Source organism: Streptomyces sp. NPDC054847, assembly GCF_053610925.1.
Genome location: NZ_JBSGZJ010000010.1, coordinates 15,701 through 42,114, shown reverse-complemented (window position 1 = coordinate 42,114; position 26,414 = coordinate 15,701). Strand labels below are relative to the sequence as shown.

The 26,414-nt window shown below is 69.9% G+C and carries 26 protein-coding genes and 1 pseudogene; 14 read left to right on the top strand and 13 right to left on the bottom strand.

The annotated features are described in order from the left end of the window. The 4 genes from ACWGH4_RS02780 to ACWGH4_RS02765 form a co-directional block, all read left to right on the top strand. On the top strand, positions 1 to 593 hold a 593-nt coding region (locus ACWGH4_RS02780; RefSeq protein ID WP_453454730.1), incomplete at its 5' end, for an amidohydrolase family protein. Between the two features lie 114 nt (positions 594 to 707). After that, the gene (locus ACWGH4_RS02775; RefSeq protein ID WP_453454728.1) at positions 708 to 1,382 is read left to right on the top strand and encodes an urease accessory protein UreF; all 675 of its coding nucleotides are present in this window, start codon (positions 708 to 710) and stop codon (positions 1,380 to 1,382) included. A gap of 33 nt (positions 1,383 to 1,415) precedes the next feature. Further along, positions 1,416 to 2,207 carry an urease accessory protein UreG gene (ureG, locus tag ACWGH4_RS02770; RefSeq protein WP_453454726.1) on the top strand — a complete coding sequence of 264 codons (792 nt, stop codon included), beginning with the start codon at positions 1,416 to 1,418 and terminating at the stop codon, positions 2,205 to 2,207. 134 nt (positions 2,208 to 2,341) lie between these two features. Continuing rightward, positions 2,342 to 2,971, top strand: a complete 630-nt coding sequence (locus ACWGH4_RS02765) for an urease accessory protein UreD (protein ID WP_453454724.1) — start codon at positions 2,342 to 2,344, stop codon at positions 2,969 to 2,971. Between the two features lie 224 nt (positions 2,972 to 3,195). On the opposite strand, the gene ACWGH4_RS02760 is transcribed toward ACWGH4_RS02765, so the two are convergent. After that, on the bottom strand, positions 3,196 to 3,639 hold the full coding sequence (locus ACWGH4_RS02760) for a hypothetical protein (protein WP_453454722.1): 444 nt from the start codon (positions 3,637 to 3,639) through the stop codon (positions 3,196 to 3,198). 934 nt (positions 3,640 to 4,573) lie between these two features. Further along, the gene (locus ACWGH4_RS02755) at positions 4,574 to 4,852 is read right to left on the bottom strand and encodes a GlsB/YeaQ/YmgE family stress response membrane protein (RefSeq protein WP_453454720.1); all 279 of its coding nucleotides are present in this window, start codon (positions 4,850 to 4,852) and stop codon (positions 4,574 to 4,576) included. Between the two features lie 469 nt (positions 4,853 to 5,321). Here ACWGH4_RS02755 and ACWGH4_RS02750 point away from each other — a divergent pair. Then, positions 5,322 to 5,968: pseudogene (locus ACWGH4_RS02750) on the top strand (IS630 family transposase); the annotation flags it as partial. Positions 5,969 to 6,085: 117 nt separating this feature from the next. On the opposite strand, the gene ACWGH4_RS02745 reads toward ACWGH4_RS02750, so the two are convergent. Beyond that, positions 6,086 to 6,940, bottom strand: coding sequence for a hypothetical protein (locus tag ACWGH4_RS02745; RefSeq protein WP_453454719.1), 855 nt, complete (start codon positions 6,938 to 6,940; stop codon positions 6,086 to 6,088). An 86-nt stretch (positions 6,941 to 7,026) separates the two neighbouring features. Here ACWGH4_RS02745 and ACWGH4_RS02740 point away from each other — a divergent pair, with 86 nt between their 5' ends. After that, entirely contained in the window at positions 7,027 to 7,476 is a 450-nt protein-coding gene (locus ACWGH4_RS02740; protein ID WP_453454717.1) for a hypothetical protein, read from the top strand. Between the two features lie 139 nt (positions 7,477 to 7,615). Here the strand turns inward: ACWGH4_RS02740 and ACWGH4_RS02735 are convergent, their stop codons facing one another. Both ACWGH4_RS02735 and ACWGH4_RS02730 read right to left on the bottom strand, forming a co-directional pair. Next, entirely contained in the window at positions 7,616 to 8,260 is a 645-nt protein-coding gene (locus ACWGH4_RS02735) for a hypothetical protein (protein ID WP_453454715.1), read from the bottom strand. 465 nt (positions 8,261 to 8,725) lie between these two features. Continuing rightward, on the bottom strand, positions 8,726 to 9,268 hold the full coding sequence (locus ACWGH4_RS02730) for a DUF2000 family protein (protein WP_453454713.1): 543 nt from the start codon (positions 9,266 to 9,268) through the stop codon (positions 8,726 to 8,728). On the opposite strand from ACWGH4_RS02730, the gene ACWGH4_RS02725 reads away from it, so the two are divergent. Then, on the top strand, positions 9,267 to 10,067 hold the full coding sequence (locus tag ACWGH4_RS02725; RefSeq protein ID WP_453454711.1) for a helix-turn-helix domain-containing protein: 801 nt from the start codon (positions 9,267 to 9,269) through the stop codon (positions 10,065 to 10,067). The two genes, ACWGH4_RS02730 and ACWGH4_RS02725, sit on opposite strands and share 2 nt — an antisense overlap. A gap of 136 nt (positions 10,068 to 10,203) precedes the next feature. On the opposite strand, the gene ACWGH4_RS02720 is transcribed toward ACWGH4_RS02725, so the two are convergent. Beyond that, complete coding sequence (locus ACWGH4_RS02720) at positions 10,204 to 10,419, bottom strand: hypothetical protein (RefSeq protein WP_453454710.1); 216 nt, start codon at positions 10,417 to 10,419, stop codon at positions 10,204 to 10,206. 365 nt (positions 10,420 to 10,784) lie between these two features. Between ACWGH4_RS02720 and ACWGH4_RS02715 the strand changes: the two genes are divergently transcribed. Continuing rightward, positions 10,785 to 12,044 (top strand): MFS transporter, encoded by a 1,260-nt coding sequence (locus ACWGH4_RS02715; RefSeq protein ID WP_453454708.1) that lies wholly within the window; start codon positions 10,785 to 10,787, stop codon positions 12,042 to 12,044. Here ACWGH4_RS02715 and ACWGH4_RS02710 read toward each other — a convergent pair. The 7 genes from ACWGH4_RS02710 to ACWGH4_RS02680 form a co-directional block, all read right to left on the bottom strand. After that, positions 12,019 to 12,891 (bottom strand): helix-turn-helix domain-containing protein, encoded by an 873-nt coding sequence (locus tag ACWGH4_RS02710; protein ID WP_453454706.1) that lies wholly within the window; start codon positions 12,889 to 12,891, stop codon positions 12,019 to 12,021. The genes ACWGH4_RS02715 and ACWGH4_RS02710 overlap by 26 nt on opposite strands. A 69-nt stretch (positions 12,892 to 12,960) precedes the next feature. After that, positions 12,961 to 13,818, bottom strand: a complete 858-nt coding sequence (locus ACWGH4_RS02705; protein WP_453454705.1) for a class I SAM-dependent methyltransferase — start codon at positions 13,816 to 13,818, stop codon at positions 12,961 to 12,963. Next, on the bottom strand, positions 13,815 to 15,323 hold the full coding sequence (locus ACWGH4_RS02700; RefSeq protein ID WP_453454704.1) for a 4-hydroxyphenylacetate 3-hydroxylase family protein: 1,509 nt from the start codon (positions 15,321 to 15,323) through the stop codon (positions 13,815 to 13,817). The genes ACWGH4_RS02705 and ACWGH4_RS02700 overlap by 4 nt, the downstream gene beginning before the upstream one ends. After that, complete coding sequence (locus tag ACWGH4_RS02695; protein ID WP_453454702.1) at positions 15,320 to 15,874, bottom strand: flavin reductase family protein; 555 nt, start codon at positions 15,872 to 15,874, stop codon at positions 15,320 to 15,322. The genes ACWGH4_RS02700 and ACWGH4_RS02695 overlap by 4 nt, the downstream gene beginning before the upstream one ends. Further along, positions 15,871 to 17,700, bottom strand: a complete 1,830-nt coding sequence (asnB, locus tag ACWGH4_RS02690; RefSeq protein ID WP_453454701.1) for an asparagine synthase (glutamine-hydrolyzing) — start codon at positions 17,698 to 17,700, stop codon at positions 15,871 to 15,873. Before asnB ends, ACWGH4_RS02695 begins: the two co-directional genes overlap by 4 nt. After that, positions 17,701 to 18,483, bottom strand: a complete 783-nt coding sequence (locus ACWGH4_RS02685) for a hypothetical protein (RefSeq protein ID WP_453454698.1) — start codon at positions 18,481 to 18,483, stop codon at positions 17,701 to 17,703. It lies immediately after the preceding gene. A 471-nt stretch (positions 18,484 to 18,954) separates the two neighbouring features. Continuing rightward, positions 18,955 to 19,779 carry a LuxR C-terminal-related transcriptional regulator gene (locus tag ACWGH4_RS02680; RefSeq protein WP_453454695.1) on the bottom strand — a complete coding sequence of 275 codons (825 nt, stop codon included), beginning with the start codon at positions 19,777 to 19,779 and terminating at the stop codon, positions 18,955 to 18,957. 434 nt (positions 19,780 to 20,213) lie between these two features. Here ACWGH4_RS02680 and ACWGH4_RS02675 point away from each other — a divergent pair, with 434 nt between their 5' ends. Genes ACWGH4_RS02675 through ACWGH4_RS02650 form a run of 6 tightly spaced genes read left to right on the top strand, consistent with a single transcriptional unit; the run spans position 20,214 to position 26,325 of the window. Beyond that, a complete protein-coding gene (locus ACWGH4_RS02675; protein ID WP_453454693.1) occupies positions 20,214 to 21,158 on the top strand; it encodes an ABC transporter permease in 945 nt (314 codons plus the stop codon). After that, positions 21,131 to 22,057 (top strand): ABC transporter permease, encoded by a 927-nt coding sequence (locus ACWGH4_RS02670; RefSeq protein WP_453454691.1) that lies wholly within the window; start codon positions 21,131 to 21,133, stop codon positions 22,055 to 22,057. The genes ACWGH4_RS02675 and ACWGH4_RS02670 overlap by 28 nt, the downstream gene beginning before the upstream one ends. Continuing rightward, positions 22,054 to 22,863 (top strand): ABC transporter ATP-binding protein, encoded by an 810-nt coding sequence (locus ACWGH4_RS02665; RefSeq protein ID WP_453454689.1) that lies wholly within the window; start codon positions 22,054 to 22,056, stop codon positions 22,861 to 22,863. The genes ACWGH4_RS02670 and ACWGH4_RS02665 overlap by 4 nt, the downstream gene beginning before the upstream one ends. After that, entirely contained in the window at positions 22,860 to 23,639 is a 780-nt protein-coding gene (locus ACWGH4_RS02660) for an ABC transporter ATP-binding protein (RefSeq protein WP_453454687.1), read from the top strand. Before ACWGH4_RS02665 ends, ACWGH4_RS02660 begins: the two co-directional genes overlap by 4 nt. 47 nt (positions 23,640 to 23,686) lie before the next feature. After that, positions 23,687 to 25,324 carry an ABC transporter substrate-binding protein gene (locus ACWGH4_RS02655; protein WP_453454686.1) on the top strand — a complete coding sequence of 546 codons (1,638 nt, stop codon included), beginning with the start codon at positions 23,687 to 23,689 and terminating at the stop codon, positions 25,322 to 25,324. Next, positions 25,321 to 26,325, top strand: coding sequence for an LLM class F420-dependent oxidoreductase (locus ACWGH4_RS02650; RefSeq protein WP_453454684.1), 1,005 nt, complete (start codon positions 25,321 to 25,323; stop codon positions 26,323 to 26,325). The genes ACWGH4_RS02655 and ACWGH4_RS02650 overlap by 4 nt, the downstream gene beginning before the upstream one ends. The last annotated feature ends 89 nt before the right edge of the window (positions 26,326 to 26,414 follow it).

Sequence of the window (26,414 nt, the reverse complement as noted above, 5' to 3'; positions counted from 1 at the left end):
ACCTCAGGCCGAACGCGCGGATCACCCGCGCGCGCCGGTACGTTGCCAAGTACACGGTGAACCCGGCGATCACCCACGGCATCGCCACATACGTCGGCTCCGTGGAGACCGGGAAGGTCGCCGACCTGGTGCTGTGGGAGCCGAAGTTCTTCGGCGTCAAACCGCACATGCTCCTCAAGAGCGGCCAGCTCGCCTACGCGCAGGTCGGCGACGCCAACGCGTCGATCACAACGCCGCAGCCCTACCTGCCGCGCCCGCTCTGGGGCTCCACCGGCCGCTCCCCAGGGAGGAACTCGATGAACTTCGTGGCTCCCGGGGTGGCCGGCAGCCTCAACGGAGACGGCACCAGCAGTAATCCGGGTCTCGGTCTCGACAAGGACTTCGTGGACATCACCAGCACCCGGCAGGTCACGAAGGCCGACATGAAACTGAACGACACGGTTCCCGACAGCCTCGAAGTCGACCACAACAGCTTCGAGGTCACCATCGGCGGTGCGACGACGAGTGACGCCCGCACCGAACTCAATGGGGCGACCGTACCGCGCTCCTACGTCACCGAAGTCCCCCTGGCACAGCGGTACTTCCTCTTCTGAACGGCCACCTGCCCGGCCGCCGGCCCCCCGGCTGCAGGGGGGCCTGGCGGGCCGGGTGTGCCCGCCGGGCCACCGCGTCACCATCCGCCCCTGCGAAAGGTCAGCCGCTCACCCATGAGCCGTGCAGCCCTGCTCCTCCTGGCCGACGGCCGCTTCCCCGCCGGCGGGCACGCCCATTCCGGCGGCGTCGAAGCCGCCGTCGCCCACGGAGCCGTACACGACACCCACAGCCTGGAGACGTTCTGCCGCGGACGTCTGCACACCACCGGCCTGACGACGGCCGGGCTGGCCGCCGCGGCCGCCGCCGGAATCGACCCGCTGCTGCTGGACGACGCCGCCGACGCACGCACCCCCGTCCCCGCACTGCGTGCCGTCGCCCGCAGGCTTGGCCGGCAGATGATGCGCGCCGCCCGTGCCACCTTCCCGTCAGAAGACCTGGAACTGCTGGCCGCCGAACGTCCCCAGGGCGCCCACCAGCCCATCGTGCTGGGCCTGGCAGCCCGGGCCGCCGGGCTCACCCCACTGGACGCCGCCTACGCCGCGGCGTACGAGAACGTCGGCGGCCCGGCTACGGCAGCGGTGCGCCTGCTGAGCCTCGATCCGCTCGACGCCTCAGGGCTGCTGGCCCGCCTCGGCTCCGACACTGACGCCGTCGCCACCGCTGCCGCCCAGGCCGCGGGCCGCGTCACGGCCGAGGGCATCGACATCCTGCCGTCGGCGTCCTCGCCGCTGCTCAACATCACCGGCGAACAGCACGCCGCCTGGACCGTCCGGCTCTTCGCCTCCTGAAACCTTCCCTTCCTTTCCCACCTGGAGTTCTTCGTGCACCTCGACCACCCCGGGACCATGTCGCAGCGCCACACCCACAGCGCCGAGCCGCTCCGCGCCGACGGCAGCCGCCGCGCGCTGCGCGTCGGTCTGGGCGGCCCCGTCGGCTCCGGCAAGACCGCGACCGTCGCCGCGCTCTGCCGCACCCTGCGCGACCGCTGGCCCATCGCCGTCGTCACCAACGACATCTACACCCGCGAGGACGCCGAGTACCTGCGGCGCGAAGCCGTCCTGCCGCCCGAGCGCATCACCGCCGTCGAAACCGGTGCCTGCCCGCGCACCGCGATCCGCGACGACATCTCCGCCAACCTGGAAGCCGTCGAGCACCTCGAGGCAACCCTCCACCCGCTCGACCTCGTGCTCATCGAGTCCGGTGGCGACAACCTGACCGCCACCTTCTCCAAGGGCCTCGTCGACGTGCAGATCTTCGTCATCGACGTGGCCAGCGGAGACGACATTCCCCGCAAGGGCGGCCCCGGCATCACCACTGCCGACCTCCTCGTCATCAACAAGACCGACCTCGCCCCGCACGTCGGCGCCGACCTGGACACCATGGCCATCGACGCGAAACGACAGCGCGGCGACCTGCCCGTCATCTTCACCAGCCTCACCACCGACGACGGCATCCGCGACGTCGCCGACTGGATCACCGGCCACCTCACCCAGTGGCGCGCCGGGGCAACCGCATCAGCCGCTCACTCCAACGCGCCGCCACCCGAACCACCTCCGGCCCCGACATCTCCTCACCCGCTGCCCCGGAGCCCGCCGGACACCCGGACGGCGTAACTGCCACGGCCTGGATCCGGGCCGCACACAACGGACGCGTCACCACCCTCCCGCAGCTGCGCAGCGACGGCCCCTTCCACCTGCGGCGCCTGCGCACCCACCGCAACGCCGCCACGGTGGGGATCATCGGTGCGATGAGCGGACCCCTCGGCGGCGACCGTCTCACCCTCGACATCACCGCCGAGGACCGGGCCGAGCTGGAGGTCACCACAGCCGCCGCCACACTCGCCCTCCGCGGCCCCACCAGCGATGCGGCCACCTACGCTGTGCGCCTCACCGTAGGGGAGCACGCCAGCCTGCGCTGGCTGCCACAGCCGCTGATCAGCGCCGCCGGCAGCAACCTGCTCCAGACGTACACCGTCGAACTCGCCGCCACCTCACGGCTGACGCTGCGAGAAGAGCAACTCCTGGGCCGGGCCCACGAGGAACCCGGCCACCTCGTCAGCCGGATCCTGGTCCACCGCGCCGGACGCCCGCTGCTCGACCAGCACACGGCATACGGGGCACCAGAACCCGGCTGGGACGGTCCGGCCGTACTGAACGGACACCGCGCCGTCGGCCAGCTCCTCATCGTGGACCCGCGCCTCCACCACCGACGAGACCCCGTACTGCTCGGCAACGGCACCAAGGACGGGTGCGCCGTCCTCGCACCACTGGCAGGCGGCCCGGCACTGCTCGCTACCGCCATCGCACCCACGACCTCAAGACTGCGGAAACTGCTCGACGAGGCATGCGCACTCGCGCTCGCCCGCTCATGCGGATAGGCGTACGCGGCCGGGCGACGCAGGCCCCGTAGCCAAGGTTGCGGACGCTGCTGCGGGCGGTCGGGGACGCCCCGTACGAGGCTGACGCGGCCGGGGACGCGCGGTTCTGCCTGCCGATCAGGACGGCGGGGAGCGGTGGCTGCGGCTGGAGGAGATCGAGTGGACGGCGCGCTTCACGCCTCAGATGCCGCCCGCTCTTCGTCGGCGGAAGTGCCTGTGTGTGATCACGGTTGCAGGCGAGCGATGTGGTCGGGGTGGTTTCTGGTGCGGCGGGCTTCCTTCATCTCCGACTCATACAAATGATCTCTTCCGTCGACGAGCTGGTTGCGGAGGTCCTCCTCGAGCGTTTGAAACGGCCGGTAGTACGTGCTGTTGTAGGCCTCGACAATCTGAAATGTCCAGTGGCCGGGGATGACATTGCGGCCGAGGATCTCCTCCTCCACCCGCTTCGCCTGCTCCGCATGACCGGCCTCACGCAGCAGACGAACCGCATCGTCCAGAATCAGGTCAGCGGTGCCCGTCAGTTGATGGAACTCGTACAATGCGCCGCGGGCCCGCTCCGTCGTCTCCAACGCCTTGGACAGCGCTCCCAACGCTTCCACCGTCGCGTCGGACACACCTTCGGGTCGCTGATGCTCAGCATCAGGCTGCTGCAAATGGTTCGTCACGTCAGGCACTGTTCCCCGCTCTGATACTTCGGTACGGAACTTCGCTCGGTCGGCGGGTGCTGAGCCCGTCCGATCCCCGCGCCGACGCCTGTAGCCGCTCCGCAGGGACTGCGTCATCCGGCCCGCCGCCATGACCTGGCGAGGACGCCTTTGACACCACTGTGGCGCGGCTCGTGGCAACGGTGATCGAACACATCGAAGACGAAGGAAGGAGGACAGTGCTCCCCTCCTTCAGGCGGCCGTACCGGACCGAGGGGGCACCCTGCCCTTCCCGGCAGGCAGCCGCTGGACCTGGTCCGCACCGACGAGGTGCACTTGTCGGCCAGGAGGGCGAGGCTTCGGGCGTCGCCCGGCGCCTGCTGCAGCCACCGCCCCTCACCTGCACCGCCCTCGTCGTTGTCGCCGTGCGCTGCGCTTCGTGTGAACAGCCCCACGCCGTCCCCTCCCCCACCTCACCGGCACGTTGTCCACCCGGCCGGGGCGCCGGCCAGGATCGCGTACCGCGAAACCGGCGCTACTGGTCGAGTAGATCATGCGGAGGCTCCCTCTCGTCCCTGTTGCATGACCGTCGCGCGGGCGGTCGCCCGGGGTTCAACTCAGCTGAATCGTCCCGCGACCCGGGCCCCGCGTGCCGGACGGCGGCGTTGTACGTGCGAGCGAGAGGCCCGTCTTTGACAGGACACGCGGCCGGGCGGATCCGCTGTCGATCGCACGTTACGCGGAACCGCCACCTGCCTCCCGGAGGGCGACCCGCGATGTCACCCTCGCGGCGACCTCTCGCAGAACATGGGGCGACCCTTGAGAGGGCCTCAACAGCTACCTGCCGAGCGCGTAGGCGTCCGGCGCGGCGAATGCTTCGGGCCAACCGACCGCGCCGAGGCGACCTGCCTCGTACGGGTTCACCTTTCGTCTGTAGGGGTGGCGCGCGCTCGTCTCAGACGTGCCGATGGGAGCGCCTGCTTCCGGTGAAGAGCCGGTAGAGGGCGAGCAGGATCAGGGAGCCGACGATCGCCGCGATCCACGTGGAGAGGTCGAAGAAGCCGTCGATCGAGTCGACGCCGAAGATGACCTTGCCGAGCCAGCCTCCGAGAAGGCCGCCGACGATGCCGATGAGCATGGTGATGATGAGGCCGCCGGGGTCCTTGCCCGGCATCAGAAGCTTCGCGATCATTCCGGCGAGCAAGCCGATGAGTATCCAGGCGATGATGCCCATGATGATCCTCTCCCGGGATGTATGGCTGAGTAATCATCTACTGCGCCGTGCAAGCGGATCCAAACCTTCCGGTCGGGCCATTGAGTGGCGCAGTCACCGACAGGGCAGCAGAGCGTGACATCGCGGCGCCTGTTGAGGGCTTCGGCATGACGTAGGGAGCCTCTGCGCGGCATTGCTTGGGCGGGCTGCCGTGCCGAGCTCCTCTTGTCGGTCGATGGACTACCGCCCTGTGCGAGGCATTCCGCGAGCGCGATCGAAGATGTCGCCCGAAGCGTTTCGGCCGATCCCCACTGGCCGAACGGCCCCGACGCGCTGAACCTCGCCCGACGGGTGCGCTGGACGCGCGGCAGGCGCACGCAGAGAGGCATGGATGACGACGCCCCGATCGTCGTACACCGGCTCTCTTACTGAGGTATTCGGGTTGTCGTCGGGCAGTGACGGTTGGTGATCCCTGCGGGATGCCGGTGAGGTGAGGTATCCGGAGGGTGGGGGGGCCTGACCGCCGAGCGTCGGGCGTTTCGTGAGGGAATCCGGCTTCAGGCCGGCGAGAGGTTCGCGGCGGGTGGGAAGACCGGGTTGATCGCGAAAGAGCGGCGAGTGAGCGTGCGGTCGGTGGAACGCTGGCGCCGTGCCTGGCGCGAGGGCGGCATGGAGGCCTTGCGCTCGACGGGCCCGGCGAACTCCCCGACCGTCACCGATGCCCAGTTCGCCGTGCTCGAGGAGGAACTTGGCAAGGGACCGTCGGCGCACGGCTGCGAGGACGAACGCTGGACTCTGGCCGGGTTCAGAAGGTGATCAGCCGGCGTCTGCGGGTGAAGCTGTCTGTGGCCACGGTGTGGCGGCTGCTGAAACGCACGGTCGGTCCTGGCAAGCACCTGCCCGCAGAGCCCTCGAGCGGGACGAGCACGCGGTGGAGCTGTGGAAGAAGGAGGTGTGGCCCCGGGTAAAAGGCTCGCGGCGGCCCCCGGGGCCTGGATTGTCTTCGAGGACGAAGCCGGCTTCTCGATGACGCCGCCCCGTGCCCGCACCTGGGGCCGACGCGGACACACCCCCGTCATCCGCGTGCGCGGCCGCTCCCGCCGCCGGACCTCGGTCACCGCGCTGTGCTGCTGGCGGCTACAGGCCGTGGCGTGTGAGGAGTGCTTCTCGACGTCCAGCACCCGGTTCTTCCTCCCTCCTCGACGCCTCGACCGTCCGTGCCGCTGCGGCACGACCCGACGCGCAGGAGGAGGATCAGCCTGTGAAGGCGGGGAGCACGAGCTGGTACGTCCCGTAGTCCATGAACCCCGCGATGACGGCGGCGACCATTGAAACGACGAGCATGAGCACCCTGTCGCCCGTCGGAGGGCAGACGGCGGCGTACGCGGGGTTTTTCGGGTGGTAGGCGATCCGGACAGTCTTCCCCTTGTTGTGGCCGAGGATGTAGCGGGTCACGCCGTCGGTGGCCGAGAACGCGTGGACGGTGTCGCCGTCGTCCTCCCGGAACACCTGCCGCCCCTCCACAGTGATGCCGTAGCGGGGCAGGTACCAGTCCCGCCACACCATCGCGAACAGCATCACAACGAAGTAGGAGCAGGCCACGCCCGTCGCCCCGAGCAGCAGCGTCGCGATGGCCCGACTCCAGTCCCCGCCCAGCACACCGACGACGACGGCCAGGGCTGCGATGGCCACGCAGCCGGTGTACATCAGCCGGATGCCGTGGGAGGGCAATCCGACTTGGACCAGGTTCTCGTCCGCTTCGTCTTCGCCCTCGTCACCGATGACCAGGCTCCGGATCACGACAAGCGTCGAGCCGTCGACTGTCTCGTCGTCCGCGGTCTGTTCCGGCAGAGCGGCGTTCACCGCGTCGGCGAAGACGCCTGCGGCGGCCGCGCTGACGTCGCTGACGCGGTACACCGTCGGATCGACTCCCGCCGGAGCGGTCAGCTCCAGGAGGATGTCGCGCCGTTCGGCGTGGACCCGGGCGATCGCGGCGAACGGTATGCGCAGCTCGGCGTCCGGACGCCGCAGCAGCAGCTCCTCACCGGTGGAGCGGAGTTCGATGCCCCTGTCGCCACGGAGGACGGGGACGGGCGAAGAGATCGACATGCGCGTGATCGTAGGTGGCGAAGTCCCTGGCGGTGAAGAGTCTGCGGGGCTTTCGAATTGAACCTGTGGTGCCGTACCGTCCGTCTGTGAACCTGGTGATGACCGTGCTCCTCCTTGCCGTCCTCGCATCCGCGGCCTTCTGCTTCTTCGGCCTGATGCTGATCAAAGGCGAAGGAGCGGAGCTCAAGAAGATGACGGAGCTGTACGAATCCGGCGTCGAGGTGCGAGCGGAGCTGGTGAGCCTAGTGCCGTTCGGCACCAACGGTTACGCGAGCGCTGTCTACGAGTGGCAGTCCCCGGAAGGCTCCGGCCGGCACCAAAAGGGTGCGAGCGTGGGCCACGCCCACGTCGTCGGACAGAGCTACCCCCTCGTCTTCGACCCGCAGAACACCAGGCGGGTGCACCTGGGGACGAAGGTCGCGGTCCGCAGGGAGCGCAAGCGCCGCCAGGGCTACGTACGCAACGCCCAGCGAATGGCGCTCCTGGCCCTCACGGGCGGCGCCTTGGCGACGGTGGGACTGATCCTCAGCCCCTGACGGCCGTCAAGGTTCGAACGCGGGCAGCGGGTGACGACTACGGGCGGGCTGCTGTCCGGAACTGTGATTCTTGAGTCGGTGATCCGGCTGGGTCGGGTTGCTGCCAGGCTGACGGAGCGTCGGCTGCGGTGCAGTGTGCTCAGTCTGTGAGGAAGGCACCTTCGCGGCAAGCGCGGCATACGAAGACGTAGCCCAGCTGGCCGCCGAGGTTCATCGCGGCCTTTGCGGAGATCCCTTCCTCCAGATGTGCCGCGAATTCCGTCGTGCCGGTGCAGGAGGGGCATGCGGGCAGTCGGTCGTCCTCAAGGTAGGAGGGGCTGCCTCCGAGTGACCCGAGCACTTCGCGTTGCTTCCCGAATCGTTCTTCGGGTTCCCGCTTCCATCCCGAGCGGGCAAGGTCGTATGCGTCAGGCGCGAGTTCGTCGTTCTCGTCGGGGTCGAGCGTCACGACGTGGGTGCGGATGGCTGAGGTGGCGGGCAGTAGCGTCACTCCCGTCTCGGGCACGGCTACCGGCTGCAGTTCCTCCCGGGGAAACAGGTAGACCCGGTTCGCGCCGGAAGTTGCGTCCCAGAATTCACATGCGCCGGGGTCGTTCTGGCACACGAATACCGACAGGACACCGTCCTCGACGGGGAGATGGGCGAAGAACTGCAGCGGCCCTCCGCAGAAGGAGCCGCACATGGGCCAGGTGAATCCTGCAGGAGCCAGCGGCACGCCCCCGGTACGCGGGACGTCGGAGTCGGCCGGTGCGGTGCCGTCGTAGATCATCAGAGTTGTCAGCATGGCGAGAGGCTACGGGCTGCCTATGACATGGGAGCCTGTATGCCGTCCGCTCCAGCGGTTGTGCTAGACGCTCATGATTACCGAGACCGGCTCAGGCACGCCACGGCGTGCTCATCCTGCAGACGCTCCTCGCGGATGTGGTCGGGTAGCTGAGCCGAAGCACGGTAGGTGTCGCCGTCGCTGCCAGACGACCTCGGGCTGAGCGCCACACGAAGCAGGAAAGCTGTCACCAACGAGGCGCTCCTGTTGTCACGTACTCCCGATTCACAGGCTTGTCGTCACCGCCTGCGGCTGCCAGCAGAGCTCCGGCCCTGCACCCATCGGTGATCCCCCGCTGCTGCCTGTGTGGCCGCGTGGGGAATGTTCCACCGTCTTCGTGGTCCGGTCAGCTCCGGTGATGGTTCCGTCGGGCCGACCGACATCGGCCAGTGCAGTCGCAAGGTCTCCGCGGTGGGGGCCGTGTTCTCAGGGGTGCATTCGCGTGCCCTTGAGGACCTTGTCCACCGCGTTGCGCGGCCCATATACAGCGATCCCCACCAGATCGAGCTGGTCCTTGCCCACGGCCCGTACAGCCGCCCGGTTGTCCCGGTCGTTGCCCGTGCTGAACAGATCGGACGTGAACACGGCCCTCGGCAGCGAACGGGACAGTGCACGGCCGTGTGCGGCGGTCAGCGTTTCCTTCGCCCCCTCGAAAACCAGCACGGGCTGGCGGAGCATCGGCAGGTATGCGGTGCCGTCGGCATCTGCGTACGGCTCGCCGATCACCTCGGGTGAGGCCGTGCCGAGCCCGCTGATCAGGAACGCGGTCACATTCAGTCGCTGCCACAGCTCAAGGTCGTCGCGCAACACGACGGCGATCTTCGTATCGAAGCGGACAGGCGCGCTCTCCGCACCCAGGCCGGTCCGGCTCCCGGCCCCCGCCCCGGTCTCCTCGTTGGTCTCGTCCTTTGTTCTCATGCTTCGAGACTGCGGGGGACACGCCTTCTGCGTCTTGTACATTCCTTGCATGGTGCCCCGGCAGGAGATCTCCGCCTGGCGCCCGCAGGTCGCGGGTGTCGTCGAGGTCTTCCACGCCCATTTCGCTGAGCACGCGTACCCCATGCACGTCCACGACGTGTGGACCCTGCTGATCGTCGACGACGGCGCGGTCCGCTATGACCTGGACCGCCATGAGCGGGCCACTCCGAGCGACACCGTGAGCCTGCTCCCGCCGCAGGTTCCGCACAACGGCTCACCCGCTACATCTGAGGGTTTTCGCAAGCGCGTGCTCTACCTCGACATGACGCAACTGGACGAGAGCTTCATCGGGCCGGCGGTGGACGGCCCGGACCTCACCGACCCCGTCCTGCGCAGGCGCATCGGACAACTGCATACGGCCCTCGCGAACCGGGGCGACGAGTTCGAGGCAGAGAGCCGTCTGGCCATGATCAGCGAACGGCTGCGCGAGCACCTGCGCCCCAGGCTCTTGGGGAGAGCACGACCCGACCGCGGCGTTGCACACCGCTTGCGTGACCTCCTCGACGAGCGACTGCTTGAAGGCATCCCCCTGGACGAGGCCGCGCGCCTGGTCCATGCTCACCCCACCCATCTCATACGTGCCTTCAGCGGCGCTTTTGGTATCGCCCCGCACCAGTACGTGGTCTCACGCCGCGTCGACGTGGCCCGCCGTTTGCTACTCGACGGACGGCCACCGGGTGAGGTCGCGACCGCTACCGGTTTCTATGACCAGTCCCACCTCACGCGGCACTTCAAGCGCGTCGTAGGCATCACCCCCGGCCTGTACGCCCGTGCCAGAGCCGTCAACTGAGCATGAAGCGCCGTCACAGGGTGCCTCACACGCTCCCCACGGCACGAGGAGCCCGGTGACGATACGGCTGCCTTTGTGACGCCTATCGTGCTTCGGCTCAACAGCCGGGTCGCAGAGTCGCTCGTGCCCAAATCCGTTAAAGCTCGAAGTCGATGTAGTCGACGTCGGTGAACTCGACCTGGAGGTCCTGGGCGCGGCGGCCGTGGTGCTTGAAGTAGATCTCCTGGAGGCCTTCGGCGGCGATGTTGCGGAGGTGCTGCTCGCTGGCGCCTTGGTCCTGGAACCCAACCCGCCGAGCCGCTCCACATCCCGCGGCAGCAGGCCGCGGGACGCGGCGCCTGGGACCGTCCACCGACACCGTCACCGTTCCGGGGCACTTGGTGCGCGATGACGCGGCAGGCGGCCTCGATGGGGTGCCCAGGCGACGAGTTCCCAGGCAGGGGGCCGCAATGCGCAGCGGGTAGCGGAGGTGAGAGGCGGCGGTGCCGCGGTGGAGCGCACACCGATGGAGTCAGGTGCGCACCCGCACCGGTGCCAAGGCTGTGACCAGCAGTCACAGGATGAACGCCTGCCTGGCTGAGGTTCGGCGGGGCCTCAAGGATGGGCCGGGCCGGACGGCACACGTTCCTGGGGCCGCTTGATCGCCGACCGGTCCCGGACGCCGTCGATGCGCCGGGTCGCGGCCCCGCCTCATTGCTCGACAAGGTGGTGATCCGCTTGAGCAGCATCTCCGACGTACCCACGGGCGAGGCGGGCCGAGCCCGTCCGAACGACGCCTTCGACCGGCTGCGTTATGCGGGCGTGTTCGCGCTGCTGTTCCTGTTCGGGACCGAGACGTTCCTCGTCTCGCCCCTTCTGCCGACCATTTCCGACGACATCGCCGTCAGCGAGGCCGCTGCGGCCTCCAGCGTCACCGCGTACGTCCTCGTGTACGCGATCAGCGCGCCCTTCCTGGGGCTGCTCAGCGACCGCTTCGGGCGCCGCAGGGCGCTGGTGGCGGGGACGGTGCTCTTCCTCCTGTCCAACGCTGCCGCCGCGCTCTCCACCGGCCTTGCACCCCTGGTGATCTCCCGCGCTGTTGCGGGACTTGCCGCCGCCGCGGCAGGGCCCGCGATCTGGGCGCACATCGCCGAGACCTCGTCCGACCGGAATCGGGGCCGTGCGCTCGGGCTCGGCATGGCGCTGTTCTCGTGCGGACAAGTCATCGGCGTACCCCTCGGCGGACTGCTGGCCGGTGCGGCGGGATGGCGTTCCGCCTTCTGGGCCATGGCCGTCGGCACCGCCGCCGCGGTGCCACTACTGCTGCGGCAGGTGCGGCCATCGGCCGTTCAGGGCGTGCAGGTCGGGGCTGTCCGGGGCGTGCTGGCGGGCTGGGGCGCGCCCACGCTGCGCAAGGCGCTGCTGGTCAACACGGCCTTCCACGCCGCCAATCTCGGCGCGTACACCTTCCTGGGTGCGCTGCTGGTGAGCCGTTTCGGTCTCTCTGTCGAGGCACTCGGGCTGGTCGGAATGCTGGTCGGAGCGGGCAGTGTGATCGGCTCCCTGCTCGGCGGACGGCTCGGCGACCGTGCCAGGGCGGCGGGGCGCACCGATCTGCCGCTCCTCGTGCTCTGGGGCCTTCTGCTCGCGGCCGGTGTCGCCCTGGCGGCAAAGGGACCGGGCCTGGTGATCGCGCTCGTGGGCATCACGATGTGGTTCGTGGCCAGCGGCGGCTTCGTGACCGATCAGCAGACACTGGCGGGTACGGTCGCGCCCGAGTTGAGGGCCACTTCCAGCGCCTGGCTCACCTCCACCATGTATGCGGGAACGGGGCTCGGCGCCTGGGCGGTCGGCGCCTTCAGCGAGGTCCCCTCCGGGATCCTCACCGTGGGCACGGGCCTCGCGCTCGTTGCCGCCGTTGGCGCCCTTCTCCTCGGTACAAGCCTGCGCAGGACGGCAGCGGCGGAGGCCGTCAGCCGGCCTGCCGTTCAAGAGTAGGAGGCAAGGCGCGCAAAGCGCCGTCGGAGAGGGCCGCCATCCCCGAGCGGTCCTCGTCCGAGCATGGCGTGAACAGCAGGACCAGCGCCGACGGGTCGTCAACCGGGTGGAAGGAGGAGAGCGACAGTTTCATCCGCTGTCCGGTCCGTGGCTCCACGGTCACCGTACGGGCGGTCAGCTCGGCCACGGAGTGGCAGCCCCACCAGTGGCTGAGCTCCGGCACGTCCTCGGCCAGATGGCCGTAGACCTCGGTGGTCCTGCCGTCGGCCAGGGCGGGCCCTGCCTGCGCCCGGAAGTGCTGGAACACATTCATGGCCAGCGGCTCCCAGTCGTGCAGCACGGCACGCAGCCGCCGGTCGGCCGCCATCAGCCACATCAGGTTGCGGCGCTCGGCCGGGACCGCCTCCGGGGCGCCCCACAGGGCGCTCCAGGAGGTGTTCCAGCCCAGCAGATCGAAGTACTGGTCCAGCAGGACCGCCGGGCTCGACTGCCAGGAGTCGAGCACCGGCTGTACGGCGGAGGCCAGCTTGCCCCGGTGGCCCTCGTCCGCCGATCCCGCCGGTTCATGGAAGCCGGCCAGCCTCATCGCGTGCCGGACGCCGGCAGCGTCCAGCCGCAGCGCCCGGGCGACCGCCTCCAGCACCTGCCGGGACGCGGTCACCCGGCCCTGCTCCAGCCACGTGTACCAGGCCAGGCCCACGCCGGAGAGCGAGGCCACTTCCTCGCGCCGCAGCCCGGGTGTGCGCCTGCGGGCCGTGGCCACGAGGCCCACGTCGCCGGGCTTCAGCAGTTCGCGGTGGGCACGCAGAAAGGCCCCGAGCTCCGCTCCGCCATGGGGAGTTGACATGGTGCGCGGCTCCTCCGCCTCGGTATCGCACGTTCGCAAGGATTGTGAGAACTCAGGGTAGGCGGGGCCTCACACGTCCGGCTGGTCATTGGCGGTGAGCCGCCACAGTCGTACGGGCATGTGGCTGACCCGTCCCCGCTGCTCCTGTCGCCGCCAGGCGGCCGTGCCCACTTCCCGGAAGAAGTCTCCGCGCCTCGAGGGCTCCACGAGCCGCCCGTAGTAGTCACCGAAGGTTGCGGCGTGGAAGTGAGCGTACTGTCCGGCCGAATCCACGCTCACCACTGCTTCCCGCTCGTGGACGGCAGTGACCCGGAAGTGGCGTTCCAGGTGCTGCTCCAGTTCGTGGGCGGGCCGGGTGCGGGTGGCGATGGGTAGGACGTCATGGCCGGCGAACAGGGCCGGTACGGCGTCGCGCCGTACCCCTAGCGCCGTGAGAGCGTCGCGCACGATGTCGTCCTCGCCGCCCAGGCCGTGCTCGTCGCGGGACGGGTGATAGGTCGTCAGCAGGAAGGTCCCGCCCGGCGCGAGTTGATCGCGCACCCAGCCGAGGATCTGATCTTCCACGGGATACAGCCAGTGCAGCACCGAGGTCATCGTCACCACGTCGGGCCGGTACGGCACCGGCTCGGGCGCGGTGAGATCGGCCTCCAGCAGCACCGCACGGTCCCCGTAGGGGGCGAGCCGCGCGCCCGCCTCGGCGATCCGGTGTGCGGAGCGCTCGAGACCGACCGCCAGTCGCAGCGAGGGGAAACGCTCCAGCGCCGCCTGCAACAACTGGCCTATCCCGCTGCCCAGGTCCACCAGCGTCCCCGGCTCACCCGGAACGTGGCTGAGCACCCAGTCGCGGTCGTGTTCCTGGCGTAGCCTGCTGGCATCCGCGTACCCGGCGAGCGTGCGGGCCTGGATCTCGACTGCGGGGTTGGTCATCGCTGGGCCTCCTGGGGGACTAGGGGGGATGTGACGGCTGCCGCGGGAGCGTCGGCCGCGGGGGCCGCGTCGACTGCGGCGGGCGGGTCGATGAGCTGCTGCAGCCGCTCGCGCGCGCCGCTCTGGTCGTAGCGCTTGAAGAGGTTGATCCGGTTGCGGGTCAGATCGCCCCGGTGGACGTACTCGTAGAGGTCCTGCCGCTGGCCGAAGCCGTCGCCGGTCAGCTCCCACGCAAGTCGGAACAGCCGGGACTTGTGCTCGGCGCCGATGTCGCGGCCGCGCATGTAGCGGTCGAGGTGCGGGCGCAGCCGCGGGTGCGCCAGATCGTTGGCGGTGGGCTGCATCAGCAGTCCCGACGCGCCGATCTTGCGAACGATCTCCACGGCGCCGGCGGCCACTTCGGCGGACCAGACCCGGCTCGCCGCCGTGTCGCCGGGTGCGAGCAGCCCGCTGTCGGTCACCCCGGCGCGGGCCTCGGCGGCATCCAGGAAGTATTCGGTCAGCTCGGCGTAGCCGGCCAGCCGTCCCAAGTCCTCCTGGACGTTGCGGAAGCCGTCGACCCCGATGCTCTCCGCCACCAGGGTCGCCGTTGCCAGCAGCGTGCGCAGCCGCTCCCGGAAGCGGACGTGGCCGATGTACGCGCTCCATGCGTTGATCCGACCGAGGCCGGTCCGGGCCAGCTCGCCGTCGCGCAGCAGGAACACCCGGTCCCACGGCACCAGTACGTCGTCGAAGAACAGCATCGCGTCCTGCTCGTCGAACCGTGCTCCCAGCGGATGGGCATGTCCCCAGGGCGTGCTGCCGAGCGGCTCGCGGCACAGCGTCACCAGCCCGGGAGTGTTGAGCGGCAGCGCGAACCAGACCACGAACTGCTCGCCGCGCCGCTGGGTGAAGGACGCCGACAGATAGACCAGGACCTCGTGGGCGAGCGGCGCGAGCGTCGTCAGTTGCTTGGCTCCGCGCACGACGATGCCGCGGTCGTTTCCCTCGAGCACCCGAAGGGCCAGGTCCGGGTCGTCCAGCGGGTCGGTGGAGCGGTCGATCTGCGGATCGCCGAGCGCGTGCGACAGCACGAGGTCGTTGTCCGCGCAATGGCGATACCAGGCTGCGGCGTTGGCTCCGAAGCCCGCGCGGCTCGCTTCCAGCCTGTGGCGGAAGTCGTACACGCCGAGCGCGATGGAGGCCATGAAGGCCGGGGAGCGGCCGTGCTGGCCCAGGGACTCGGCGTGCCAGAACTCGGCGCTGCGGCGCTGCAGCCGCAGGTCCTCCAGGGTTCGGGGCCGCTGGTAGGCACGGGCGACGCGGCGGCCGGTGACCGGGTCCTTCCAGGTGAGCAGGGCACTGTGCTCGGGATCGTGCTGGAGGTCCAGCAGCCGGGCGAGTTCGTCCACGGCGGGTTTGAACGCGGGGTGGGATGCCGGGTCGGTGATGTGCTCGCCGTCCAGATACAGCTCGCGGCCGTCGTCAAGACCGGCCCGGTAGCGGTCGCCGGTGAGCAGAGTCATGTGCGGGCTCCCGAAGTGGTGGAGGAGGGACGAGGGGCGGAGGAGGGACGGGGGCCGAGGATGCGGTACTGGCCGTCGCGGTAGAGCAGCGGCTCACCCGGCCTTCCGTCGGCTGCCGCGACACGGCCCACGAGCAGTACGTGGTCGCCCGCGGGCAAGAGCCTGTGCAGCATGCAGTCGAACCAGACCAGACAGTCCTCCAGGACCGGCGCGCCGGTGGTCCTGGCTGCCATCGGCGCGGAGGTGAAGAAGTCGAGTGCCCGCCCGGCGCCTGGTGCCGCGAAGCGCCGGGCCAGCGGCTCCTGATCGTGGGCCAGCACGCTGACCGCGTACCGGCGGCTGCCGCGCACCGCCCCTGCGAGCGGACTGCGGCGGTCCACGGAGACACTGATCAGCAGCGGGCTCAGAGACAGCGTGCACAGCGATGACACCGTCTTGGCGAAGACCTCCTCGCCGCTGCGGGTCGTCAGGAGTGCCACTCCGGTGGTCCAGCCTCGGGCGGCTCGGCGGAAGGCGTTCACGGCTTCGGACGTGCCGTGGTCCGCGCTCATCGCAGACTCACGCGGTAGGCACGCAGCCACTCGTCCACCTGGACCAGGTGGTCCAGACCGCCGACGGGATTGGGCGCGGTACGGGGACTGGGCAGCGGGCGGCCCTCGTCGAACGCGCGCCGGACCGCTGCCCGGTCGACCAGCGCGAACACCGGTGCGTCCGGATCGGCCAGTAGCTCGTGCGCCCGTTCGGTCAGTACCTCCGTGTAGCGCACCGCCGGAGTGGACGGATAGCCGCTCTTGGGCCGGTCCGTCACCTGTGTCGGGAGCAGGTCCCGTACGGCGTCCCGCAGTAGCCCCTTGGGCCGACCGTCGGGCGCCTTGAGTGCCCACGGCACGTTCCAGACATACTCCACCAGCCGGTGGTCGCAGAACGGGACGCGCACCTCCAGGCCGACCGACATGCTCACCCGGTCCACCCGGTCCAGAAGCGGCGGCAGCCAGCGCGTGAGCGCCAGATGGAACATCTCGCGGGTGCGCCGGTCGTGGCCCTGCTCGCCGTCGAGCCGCGGCACTTCGGCGAGCGAGCGGCGGTACGCCTCCGCCGTGTACTCCTCCGGGCGCACCTCGGCCCGCACCTCCGGGCGCAGCAGCGCGGCAGGTGTGGCCTTGCCGTGCAGCCATGGGAAGGTGTCGGCGGCAAGCGCGGCGGGATCGTGGAAGTACGGGTAGCCGCCGAAGAGCTCGTCGGCGGCCTCGCCGGACAGCGCCACGGTGGAACGCCGCCGCACTTCGCGGAAGAGCAGATGCAACGAGGCGTCCATCTCGCCCCAGCCTGGCCGGTCCCGGGCACGAAGCACGGCGTCGCGGGCGGCCAGCAGATCATCGTCCGGGACCACGACCGAGGTGTGCAGCGTGCCGATGTGCTCCACCGCGGCGCGGACGTACGGGGCGTCGTGCGTGGTACGCCAGGCGTCGGGTGCGCGGTCGGAGCTGCCGGGGAAGTCGACTGAGTACGTCGTCACCTTGCCGTGCCCCGCCCGCTCCTGGGCCTCGGCCGCGAGCGCGGTGATGGCGCTGGAGTCCACGCCGCCCGACAGCAGGGTGCACAGAGGCACATCGCTGAGCAGCTGGCGCTCGACGCTGTCGGCGAGCAGCTCGCGCACGGTCCGCCGGGTCGTGGCGGGGTCGTCGCTGTGCGGACGGGATTCGACGCGCCAGTAGCGCACCTCGCGGATCGCACTGCGGCCGGCCGTCACCAGATGCCCGGGGCGAACCTCATGCAGTCCCCGGAAGATCCCGTGCCCCGCAGTCGGTGCGGCCGGCAGCGCGAACAGCTCGGCGATCCCTTCGGCGTCGAGCTCGGCATGGAAGAGCGGATGGGCGAGGACGGCCTTGGGCTCGGACCCGAACAGCACACCGGTGGCGTGTGCGTGCCAGTACAGCGGCTTGACCCCCAGGTGGTCGCGCGCCAGCAGCAGCTCCTGACGCCGGGTGTCCCACAGCGCATACGCGAAGATGCCGTTGAACCGGCGGGGTGCTTCGGCTCCCCACTGGAGGTGGGCGCGCAGCACGACCTCTGTGTCCGAGCGGGTACGGAAGACATGGCCGAGGGCGGTCAGCTCCTTCCGTAGTTCCTGGTAGTTGTAGAGCTCGCCGTTGTAGGCGAGTACGGCAGCCGGTTCTGCTTGGTCGGTGAGGGGTTGGGCGCCGCCCTCGACGTCGATCACGGACAGCCGGCGGTGACCGAGGGCTGCGTGGCGGGACAGCCACACACCCTGCGCGTCCGGTCCGCGGCAGGCGAGTGTGTCGGTCATGGCGCGTACGGTCGGCTCCTGCAGGCGCAGATCGTTGTCCCAGTCGATCCAGCCGGTGACTCCGCACATCTAGGCCTCCCGTGGTTCTTCGGCGGCGTCGGCCGGCTGCTGTGCGCCATGAGCGGCGGTCGCCTCCCACCGGCAGCCGTGTCCGGTGGGTCCGCTGCGCAGCCGGTGCGTGGGGTGATAGCCCTTGGCGCGGATGTTCGCGGACAGGGCCTCGGTGCAGTACGTGCAGGGGGAGGCGAGAGTGAGGCGGACGCCGCTTCTTCGGGCCTTCTCGCGGTAGTCCCAGATCGCGCAGTGCGTGATGGTCAGGGCGGCGCGAGCGGTGGAGGGCGGGGTGTCGTCGTCGAGCTCGTAGTCGGAGCCGTACAGTTCGGCCTGCCGCGCGATGCGGTGGATGGGGTCGGCGGCGCCGCGGCCGTGGTCGGGCTCGACCTGGCGGTGCACCTCGGCGTTCGCACGGGCCCATTCGGTGAGGACGCCCTCACCGTAGTGGTCGACCAGAAACCGCTCCATCAGTGCCTGTCCCCTGAAGAAGAGCCGTTGCCAGTCCTGGGGCGAAGCCTCAGGCTCCGGAAGGTCGGTGAAAAGCTCTGCCTGCAATGTGAACCATTCGGTGAGCTTGACCTCGTCGCCCAGCGAGACGAGGAAGCGAGTGAGGCCCGCCTCGGCCTCGTGCAGCCGCTGGCGCCACAGGGCGGAGCGCTCGGATCCGGTCATGGACCGGTAGGGGGATCGGGTGTGTTCGGGCAGCAGTCGGGAATCTGCGGGGATGGCCGCGCCCAGAAGTGCGGTGCGCGGACTACCTGCGAGGGGCTCCTCGGAGGATTCAGGCCCGTCGCTCATGGGGGCTCCTTGAGTGGGGAGTCGAGGTACGGACGGCTCAGGTCCCGTTGGTTCGAAACGCTAAGGAAGGGGGTTCCCATGAAGAAGCCCCGAAGGGCGACGGGACCGGCGACGAACGGCCCCGCTCGATGCTCTGAAGGTCGCCCTCCAGTGGTCACGCGGGACACGCCCCTCAGGCCCTGAAGCCTTGCGGTCGGGCTCCGGAGGGGCGCCCGGTACCGCCGGGCATCCGTCCTCGAGCGACCGCCGGGCTGGGGTGCCAAGTACCCGCCGAGTGAGCGGGGGTGGCCGTCCTGGCTCTCCCCCAATGTGTCGCCTGGAGTCCCCCAACGGGCCGTCCTCGAGCCCCCTGGGTCGCCGCGCGCCGCAGGGAGTAGGGGGAGAGCGAGGAGCGAAGTCGAGGGGGCTCCAGTTCCCGGCCAGGTGCGGCGGGGCAGGGAAAGCCTCACCGCACAGCCGCTCTGGACGCGCTCAGCCGGCCAGCCCGTGCCGGTGTGCGTACAGCGCGGCCCGCAGCCGGTCGGACTGGCCGATCTTGCGCATCGCCTGGGTGAGGTGCTTCTTCACGGTCGCCTCGGCCAGTGCGAGTTCACGCCCTATTTCGGCGTTGCTCAGTCCCCGGGCGAGCTGCGCGAGTACCTCGCGCTCCCGCTCCGTGAGCCCGCAGTGCTGCGGAGACGGCTCGGCGGCGTGGCCGGCCACGCTCGCAAGGTGGATCCGGGCCGGTGTGGGAGCGGGCAGGAACACGGAGCCGCCCGCCGCGGCGAGAGACACAGCGCTGATGATCTGGTCCTCGGCCAGGTCCAGCGGGAAGCAGCCGCTGGCACCCGCCAGCAGCATGCGGCTGGCCTCCGCCGTGCCTTCGGCCCTGCGCAGGAGCAACACCTTTGCCTGCGGTGCTCCTTGGGGGCTGCGCAGCCGTACGACTGTCGCCAAGTCGTCGCCGAGTGAGTCGCCGGGTCCGAGCAGGATCACATCGGGCCGTACACGCCGCACAGCGCCGCATGCCTGCAGTGGACTGTCCGTGCTGCCGACCACCATCAGGTCGGGTGCCGCGGCCAGGACGCTGCGCAGTCCGGCCCCGGTGACTGCGTGACGGGCTATCAGGAACACACGCGCGGCGGTGGTGGCCCTGTCCGTGGCGACCCCGCACAGGGTGTGGCCGCAGCCGCAGGAGGTGGCTTTACGGTGCGGGCGGCGGTTCGGTGGGGACTCGGGTTCGGCGAGCAAGTGGTGGCCGGCTATCAGATCCAGCGGGTTGTCTATCTCCGCGTGAAGCGCTGTCAGTCTTCCCACGGTGAACCTCCGTGCGGCCGGAGGGTGTTGCTGCTGTGGTGTGACACGCGTGCGATTCCCCTCGAATATGGCGAGACCGTGCCACGGGCACGGCAGTGCGGCGAAGAGGAGGGGCGCCGCCGGCAGTCAAGGCCGGAAGGTCAGCGCCCTGCGCGCGCGTAACACAGCTCGTCGAAGCACCTGCGGTGCCACGAGCCGCCGATGGTGACCAACGTGTAGTCAGCCAGCCGATATGTCACACGGCGAGCCTAATTCGAGCCGCGGATGCCGGTCAAGGGCGGACACCCGGTGCGGGGAGCGGGTACTCGCGTCCCTCTGACGGCCGGTCCTATGACCCCTGATATCAGCATGAATTCCTGACTGGCTGTCGCCGCGTCCTGCCCGCAACGTTCGTCAGGCACCCCGCACCTGCCAGGGAAGGACCGGCCACGCTTATGAGACGGATGCTGTTGCGCCGGCTGCTACTCGCCGTACCGACCTTGCTGGGCGTGACCGTCGTGGTGTTCGCCACCGTCGCTCTGGTACCAGGTGATCCGACCGCAGCGTTCCTCGGCCCCGGTGCGCCGCCCGAAGCACGGCGTGAACTGACCGACCGGCTCGGTCTCGACGAGCCGTTGCCCCTGCAGTACGCGGCGTGGCTCGGGCACGCCCTCAGCGGCGACCTGGGCATCTCCATCTCCGGCCAGCGCCCCGTCACCGAGCTCCTGGCACCCGCACTCGGCCAGACGCTGATCCTTGCGGGGGCCGCGTTCTCGCTGGTGCTCGTCGGAGGCACGCTGCTGGGGGCAATCGGCGCCCTACGCCCGCGCGGACTGCCCGGACGGCTGTCGGGAGCGCTGGGCACCCTGGCGATCTCCGCACCCCAGTACTCCGTCGCACTGCTGCTCATCGCCGTCTTCGCGGTCCAGCTGCGCTGGTTGCCGGCCGGGGGCACCCATGACGTCTTCGGTGACGGAGGAACGGTGGATCTGCTGCGCCATCTCCTCCTGCCCGCCGTCGCCGCCGCACTCGTGCCGCTCGGCCTCACCGCGAGGGTGTTCCGGGCGGCGCTCGGTTCGGTGCTCGCCGGGGACCTCGCGGACAGCCTGCGGGCGCGCGGCCTGAGCCGGGCGGCCGTGCTCAGGCACTGCGTGCACAACGCGTCGCCGGCGCTGCTCACCATCGCTGGTCTCCAGCTGGCCTATCTCCTGGAGGGCGTTGTGTTCGTGGAGACCTTGTTCGCCTGGCCCGGACTGGGCCGACTGCTCTACGACGCCCTCTCCGCGAGGGACTTCCCCCTTGTCCAGGGAGGCGTTCTGATTGTTGCCGTCGCCTTCGTCGGCATCAACATCCTCGTGGACGCGGCCCATGCGTGGATCGACCCGCGGGTGCGGAGTTGATGATGGCCCTCCTGTCGACGAAGACCGGCACGCCGTCGAAGACGGCGGCGACCACGGTGGCGAAGCCGTCGGTGAGAACGACGGCCCTGCGTGACGTCGGTCTGCTCGTCCCGGCAGCGCTCGCCGCACTGCTCGTGGCCCTTGCCCTGGCCGCGCCGCTCATCGCCCCGTACGACCCGGCCGCGGGCTCTCTCCAGGACCGGTTCGTCGACCCCGGCTCACCCGGCCATCTCCTCGGCACCGACGGCCAGGGCCGCGATGTGCTGAGCCGGCTGATCCGGGGTGCCCGGCCCTCCCTGACAGGCGGCTTCGTGCCGGTGGCGGTGGCCGCTGCGGCCGGGACGGCACTGGGCATCGTCGCCGGACTCGGCGGCCGCCTCACCGAACAGGGGCTGCTGCGCTCTCTCGACGTGCTGTACGCCTTCCCAGGGATTCTTCTGGCCATTGCAGTGGCCACTGTCCTGGAGGCCGGCCTCGGCACCACGGTGCTCTCGCTGTCCGTGGTCCTCACGCCCGCCGTGACCCGAGTCGCCTACACGGAGGTGCGACGCATCCGCACCGCCGACTATCTGGAGGCCGCACGGGTGAGCGGCGCCGGGCGGACGGCGATCGCCGTGCGACAGGTCCTGCCTGTCGTCGCACCGGTCGTGCTGGCGTACGCCTCCTCGCTCATCGGGCTGTCCATCGTCTATGCCGCAGGCCTTTCCTTCCTGGGCCTCGGCGTCGCACCACCCACTGCCGAATGGGGTGCCATGCTCGACGAATTGCGCCCCGGCCTGCTGACGCACGCCTCGGTCGCCGTCCTGCCCGCCGTGACGATCCTCGTCGTCTCCGTGATCTTCAACGCGCTGGGCGAGGCACTGCGCCGCCGGGTCGGTATCGGGGAGGACGTCCGATGAGCCCTTCCGCGACGAGGGTTCCCCTGCTGTCGGTCGACGACCTGACCGTCGAGTACCCGGGTCCGTACGGTCCCGTAAGGGCCGTGGACGGCGTGTCGTTCGGTATCGAGGCCGCAGGCGCGCTGGTGCTGCTGGGCGAGTCCGGCAGCGGAAAGACCACCGTCGCCAGGACCGTGCTGGGCCTCCCCGGCAGCACCGCCGCGACCGGCGGCAGCGTCCAGCTCGGTGGAGACGATCTGCTGACACTCGACGAGGGGGCCATGTCCCGGATACGGGGCCGCCGCATCGGCTACATCGCCCAGGATCCCACCGGTGCCCTCGATCCGCTGCGCCGGATCGGTCCGCAGCTCGCCGAAGTCCTGCTGAGACACCGGATCGCCACCGGGCGGCGCGCCGCCCGCGAGGCCGTCCCCGGGTTGCTCGGCGCCGCCGGGCTCGCCGAGCCCGAACGCATCGCCCGCACGTACCCGCATGAACTGTCCGGCGGCCAGCGTCAGCGCGCGGCCGTCGCCCTCGCGATCGCCTGCGGGCCGAAGCTTCTGATCGCCGACGAGCCCACGACTGCGCTCGACGTCCTCGTCCAGGCACAGGTCCTCGATCTCTTCGAGAAACTGCGGGCCGAGCACGGCACTGCCCTGCTGCTGGTGACACACGACCTCGCAGTCGCCCGCCGCGTGGGTGGCCAAGGGGCGGTGATGCGCGCCGGCCGCATCCTCGAGAGCGGTCCTATCGATCGGTTGCTGTCGGATCCGGGCCACGAGTTCACCGCCGAACTGGTCGCCGCACAGTCAGAGGTACGCGGATGACGGCCCCGCTGCTCTCCATCGAACACGTCACCAAGCGGTACGTGCACGGCCAGATGTCGCCGCCCGCCCTGGACGACGTCGGCCTGACCGTCGCGCCCGGCGAGACCGTGGGCCTGGTCGGCGAGTCCGGCTCGGGCAAGTCGACCCTCGCCCGGCTCGCGCTCGGCCTGCTGGCTCCCGACGCCGGCACAGTCCGCTTCGCGGGCAACGACCCGTACCGGCTGCGCGGTCGTGCCGGGCGGGCGGTACGCGCCCGGCTGCAGTTCGTACCGCAGCATCCCCGCGGCTCCCTCAACCCGGGACTGCGCGCGGGCGAGGCCGTCGCCTTCGCCCTGCGGGTGCACGGCACCCCGCGCCGTGAGCGGTCCGAGGCCGTCGCCGCCCTGTTCCGCCAGGTCGGTCTCGAACCGTCACTGGCCCGCCGCAGACCCGGCGAACTGTCCGGCGGACAACTCCAGCGCGTGGCCATCGCACGAGCCCTGGCCACACGCCCCGAACTGGTCGTGTGCGACGAACCGACCTCCGCCCTCGACCGCTCCACGCAGCACCGCCTACTGGAGCTGCTGGCCGACCTCCGCGAACGCACGGGCCTCGCCTACCTCTTCATCTCCCACGACCTCGCCGTCGTACGGCAGCTCGCGGACCGTGTGCTCGTACTGCGCCACGGACGCGTCGTGGAACAGGGCCCGACCGCGCGCCTGTGGGACGACCCCCGGGATCCGTACACCCAAGCCCTGATCGCCGCCGCCACCGGCCGGCCCCACCATCCGCAGTGAACCCGTCGAACCGACCGTTCCCCGCTGAACACAAGGACCCCATCGTCATGACGCACCACCGCCCACGCTTCCGATCACGCCTCCGCCCCACCGTCGCAACCATCGCGCTTCCCGTCCCTCTGCTGCTCCTGCTCGCGACCACCTCCGGCTGCGCCCCAGGCGCGGCGACGGAGTCCGGGGCGGGCGCCTCCGGGCACGGCGGCACGCTTGTCATCGGCGCGACCGGCAAGCTGCCCAACCCCGACACCGTCATCGGAGGCGCCGGATTCGAGGGAAAGCGGCTCGTCAGCTTCCAGCTGTACGAAGGACTCACGCGCTACGACCTGTCCAGGACCGACAGTCCGCCCGAGATCACCGGCGCGCTGGCCACCTCGTGGAAGGTCGCCGACGACAACAGGACCTGGACCTTCACGCTGCGCAAGGGCGTCACCTTCCAGGACGGCACCCCGTTCGACGCCAACGCCGTGATCTTCAATCTGGATCGCTACCTCAACAAGAAAAGCGCCCACTACACCGAAGCGCTCGGCGCCGCCGCCGGTGAGTACGCCGGAGGCATCACGAGCTACCGCACACTCGGCGAGGACCGCATCCAGCTGGTCACGAAAGAACCCAACGGTCACTTCCCCGAGGACCTCGCCCATGTACTCATCGCCAGCCCCACCGCGATCCGGAAGACCGGCACCGAAAAGTTCGCCGAACATCCCGTCGGCACCGGGCCCTTCGCCTTCAAGGCTCAAGAAGACGGGCAGCAGATCGAACTGACCGCGAACAAGACCTACTGGCGCGGCGCTCCCAAACTCGACAAGCTGGTGATCAAGGCGCTCCCCGACGCCGCCGCCCGCACCGCGGCGCTGCGCTCAGGCGACGTCAACTGGATCGAGTACCCCAACCCCGACGACATCGACAGCCTCAAGGCCGACGGCGTCCAGCTCGCCACCAACAGCTACGACCACCTCTGGTACTGGATCCTCGACACGTCCAAGGGACCCTGGAAAGACGCAAGGGTCCGGCGCGCGGCCAACTACGCCATCAACCGCGAGGCCATCGCCGAGAAGCTGCTCCACGGCACCGCTGACCCGGCCCACCAGGCCGCGCCAAGGGCCACCTTCGCGTACGACAAGAAGGGCGACACGTACACGTACGACCCCGACAAGGCGCGCAAGCTGCTCACCGAGGCAGGCCAGGGCAAGGGGTTCAGCACCACCGTCACCGTTCCCACGGGGGGTTCCGGGAATCTGCTGCCGGTGCCGATCGCGGAGGCCGTCCAGCGCGACCTCGCCGCCGTCGGCATCAAGGCGGACATCCGTACGACCGACTGGAACACGCTCATCAGCGCCGAGGCCGACGGCAAGGTCGCGCTCGGTTCGGACGCCATCGCCCAGTCGACGACGCTCTTCCAGTCCGAGGCATTGCTCCCACTGTTCATCGGCAGCGACAGCCCCTTCTGGACCGGCAACTACAGCAACCCACGAGTCGACAAGCTCCTCGCATCCGCGTCCACGTCGACGGACCAGAACAAGCGACGGGCCGACTACCGACAGGCGCTGTCCCTGGTGACCGAGGACGCCCCATGGCTGTTCGTCGTCAACGACCGCAATCCACGTGCCCTGTCACCGAAGGTAGGCGGGCTCGTGCAACCTCAGTCCTGGTTCCTCGACCTCACGACGGTGTGGGTGGCGTCATGAGCCACCCGGCCGTTCCGACGCCCAAGTGGGGTGTCACCCTCCCGCTGCCCGGACTCACCATCGAGCGCCACCGCTTCATTGTCGAACGTCTTCCCGACCTTGGTTACACGGACGTCTGGAGCGCGGAGGGCGGCGGTACGGACGCGTTCACCCCGCTCGCCGTGACCGCGGCCTGGTCGCCGACGCTCCGCATCGCCACCGGCATCGTTCCTGTGCACACTCGAGGCCCCGCCGTCCTCACGCAGACCGCCGCAACCCTGGCCCAGCTTGCCCCCGGGCGCCTCTTGCTGGGGCTTGGCGCATCAGTGCCGGCCCATGTCACAGACATCAACGGCATCCCGTTCGACGAACCCTTCAAACGCACCCGGGATGTCCTGCGCTTCGTCACCCGCGCCCTGCGGGGCGAGCACATCGCCGGCGACTTCGACACCTTCTCCATCACCGGTTACCGGCTGCCGCACCCGCCTGAGGACCCCGTGAAGGTCATTCTCGGAGCGCTGCGGCCGGGGATGCTCCGGCTCGGATTCACCGAGGGCGACGGGGCCATCACCAACCTCCTCTTCCCCGAGGACGTGCCGAAGATCCTGGACTCGGTCGGGCCGCAGCCGCCCGGCAAGGAGCTGGTGGTCAAGGTGTTCGTCTGTCCCACCGAGGACACCGACTACGCCCACCGTGCCACGCGTCCCTTCCTCGCCTGGATCCTCAACCGTGAGCCGTACCGCAAGTTCCACGAGTGGCTCGGCCATGGCGAGCAGTTGCGCGAGTCCCACGAACGGTGGGCCGCCGGCGACCCGGAGGGTGCTCAGAAGGCACTGCCCCCCGAGGTCGTGGACGGGCTGTTCATCAGCGGCTCGCCCGAGGAGTGCCGCGAGCGGATCCTGCGCTACCACCGTCCGGGCGTCACCACCATCCAGCTGTACGTCTCACTGCCGCCCGAGGTCTTCGTCAGCCGCGCCAAGGTGCTGGAGACGCTGGCGCGGCTGGGGCCTGCCGCGTCGTGACGACCACAAGGGAAGGAGACACCACTGATGGAACTCGACATACGGAGCGGCGTGCGCGCCGCTCCCGTCGCGGGCCGTACGCCGGAATA

What these genes read in the sequence shown, in the direction of transcription:
- ACWGH4_RS02775 (WP_453454728.1), top strand. Translation starts at nt 708, where the DNA reads ATGAGCCGTGCAGCCCTGCTCCTCCTGGCCGACGGCCGCTTCCCCGCC.
- ACWGH4_RS02765 (WP_453454724.1), top strand. Translation starts at nt 2,342, where the DNA reads ATGAGCGGACCCCTCGGCGGCGACCGTCTCACCCTCGACATCACCGCC.
- ACWGH4_RS02755 (WP_453454720.1), bottom strand. Translation starts at nt 4,852, where the DNA reads ATGGGCATCATCGCCTGGATACTCATCGGCTTGCTCGCCGGAATGATC.
- ACWGH4_RS02745 (WP_453454719.1), bottom strand. Translation starts at nt 6,940, where the DNA reads ATGTCGATCTCTTCGCCCGTCCCCGTCCTCCGTGGCGACAGGGGCATC.
- ACWGH4_RS02735 (WP_453454715.1), bottom strand. Translation starts at nt 8,260, where the DNA reads ATGCTGACAACTCTGATGATCTACGACGGCACCGCACCGGCCGACTCC.
- ACWGH4_RS02725 (WP_453454711.1), top strand. Translation starts at nt 9,267, where the DNA reads ATGGTGCCCCGGCAGGAGATCTCCGCCTGGCGCCCGCAGGTCGCGGGT.
- ACWGH4_RS02730 (WP_453454713.1), bottom strand. Translation starts at nt 9,268, where the DNA reads ATGCAAGGAATGTACAAGACGCAGAAGGCGTGTCCCCCGCAGTCTCGA.
- ACWGH4_RS02710 (WP_453454706.1), bottom strand. Translation starts at nt 12,891, where the DNA reads ATGTCAACTCCCCATGGCGGAGCGGAGCTCGGGGCCTTTCTGCGTGCC.
- ACWGH4_RS02705 (WP_453454705.1), bottom strand. Translation starts at nt 13,818, where the DNA reads ATGACCAACCCCGCAGTCGAGATCCAGGCCCGCACGCTCGCCGGGTAC.
- ACWGH4_RS02700 (WP_453454704.1), bottom strand. Translation starts at nt 15,323, where the DNA reads ATGACTCTGCTCACCGGCGACCGCTACCGGGCCGGTCTTGACGACGGC.
- ACWGH4_RS02695 (WP_453454702.1), bottom strand. Translation starts at nt 15,874, where the DNA reads ATGAGCGCGGACCACGGCACGTCCGAAGCCGTGAACGCCTTCCGCCGA.
- asnB (WP_453454701.1), bottom strand. Translation starts at nt 17,700, where the DNA reads ATGTGCGGAGTCACCGGCTGGATCGACTGGGACAACGATCTGCGCCTG.
- ACWGH4_RS02685 (WP_453454698.1), bottom strand. Translation starts at nt 18,483, where the DNA reads ATGAGCGACGGGCCTGAATCCTCCGAGGAGCCCCTCGCAGGTAGTCCG.
- ACWGH4_RS02675 (WP_453454693.1), top strand. Translation starts at nt 20,214, where the DNA reads ATGAGACGGATGCTGTTGCGCCGGCTGCTACTCGCCGTACCGACCTTG.
- ACWGH4_RS02665 (WP_453454689.1), top strand. Translation starts at nt 22,054, where the DNA reads ATGAGCCCTTCCGCGACGAGGGTTCCCCTGCTGTCGGTCGACGACCTG.
- ACWGH4_RS02660 (WP_453454687.1), top strand. Translation starts at nt 22,860, where the DNA reads ATGACGGCCCCGCTGCTCTCCATCGAACACGTCACCAAGCGGTACGTG.
- ACWGH4_RS02655 (WP_453454686.1), top strand. Translation starts at nt 23,687, where the DNA reads ATGACGCACCACCGCCCACGCTTCCGATCACGCCTCCGCCCCACCGTC.
- ACWGH4_RS02650 (WP_453454684.1), top strand. Translation starts at nt 25,321, where the DNA reads ATGAGCCACCCGGCCGTTCCGACGCCCAAGTGGGGTGTCACCCTCCCG.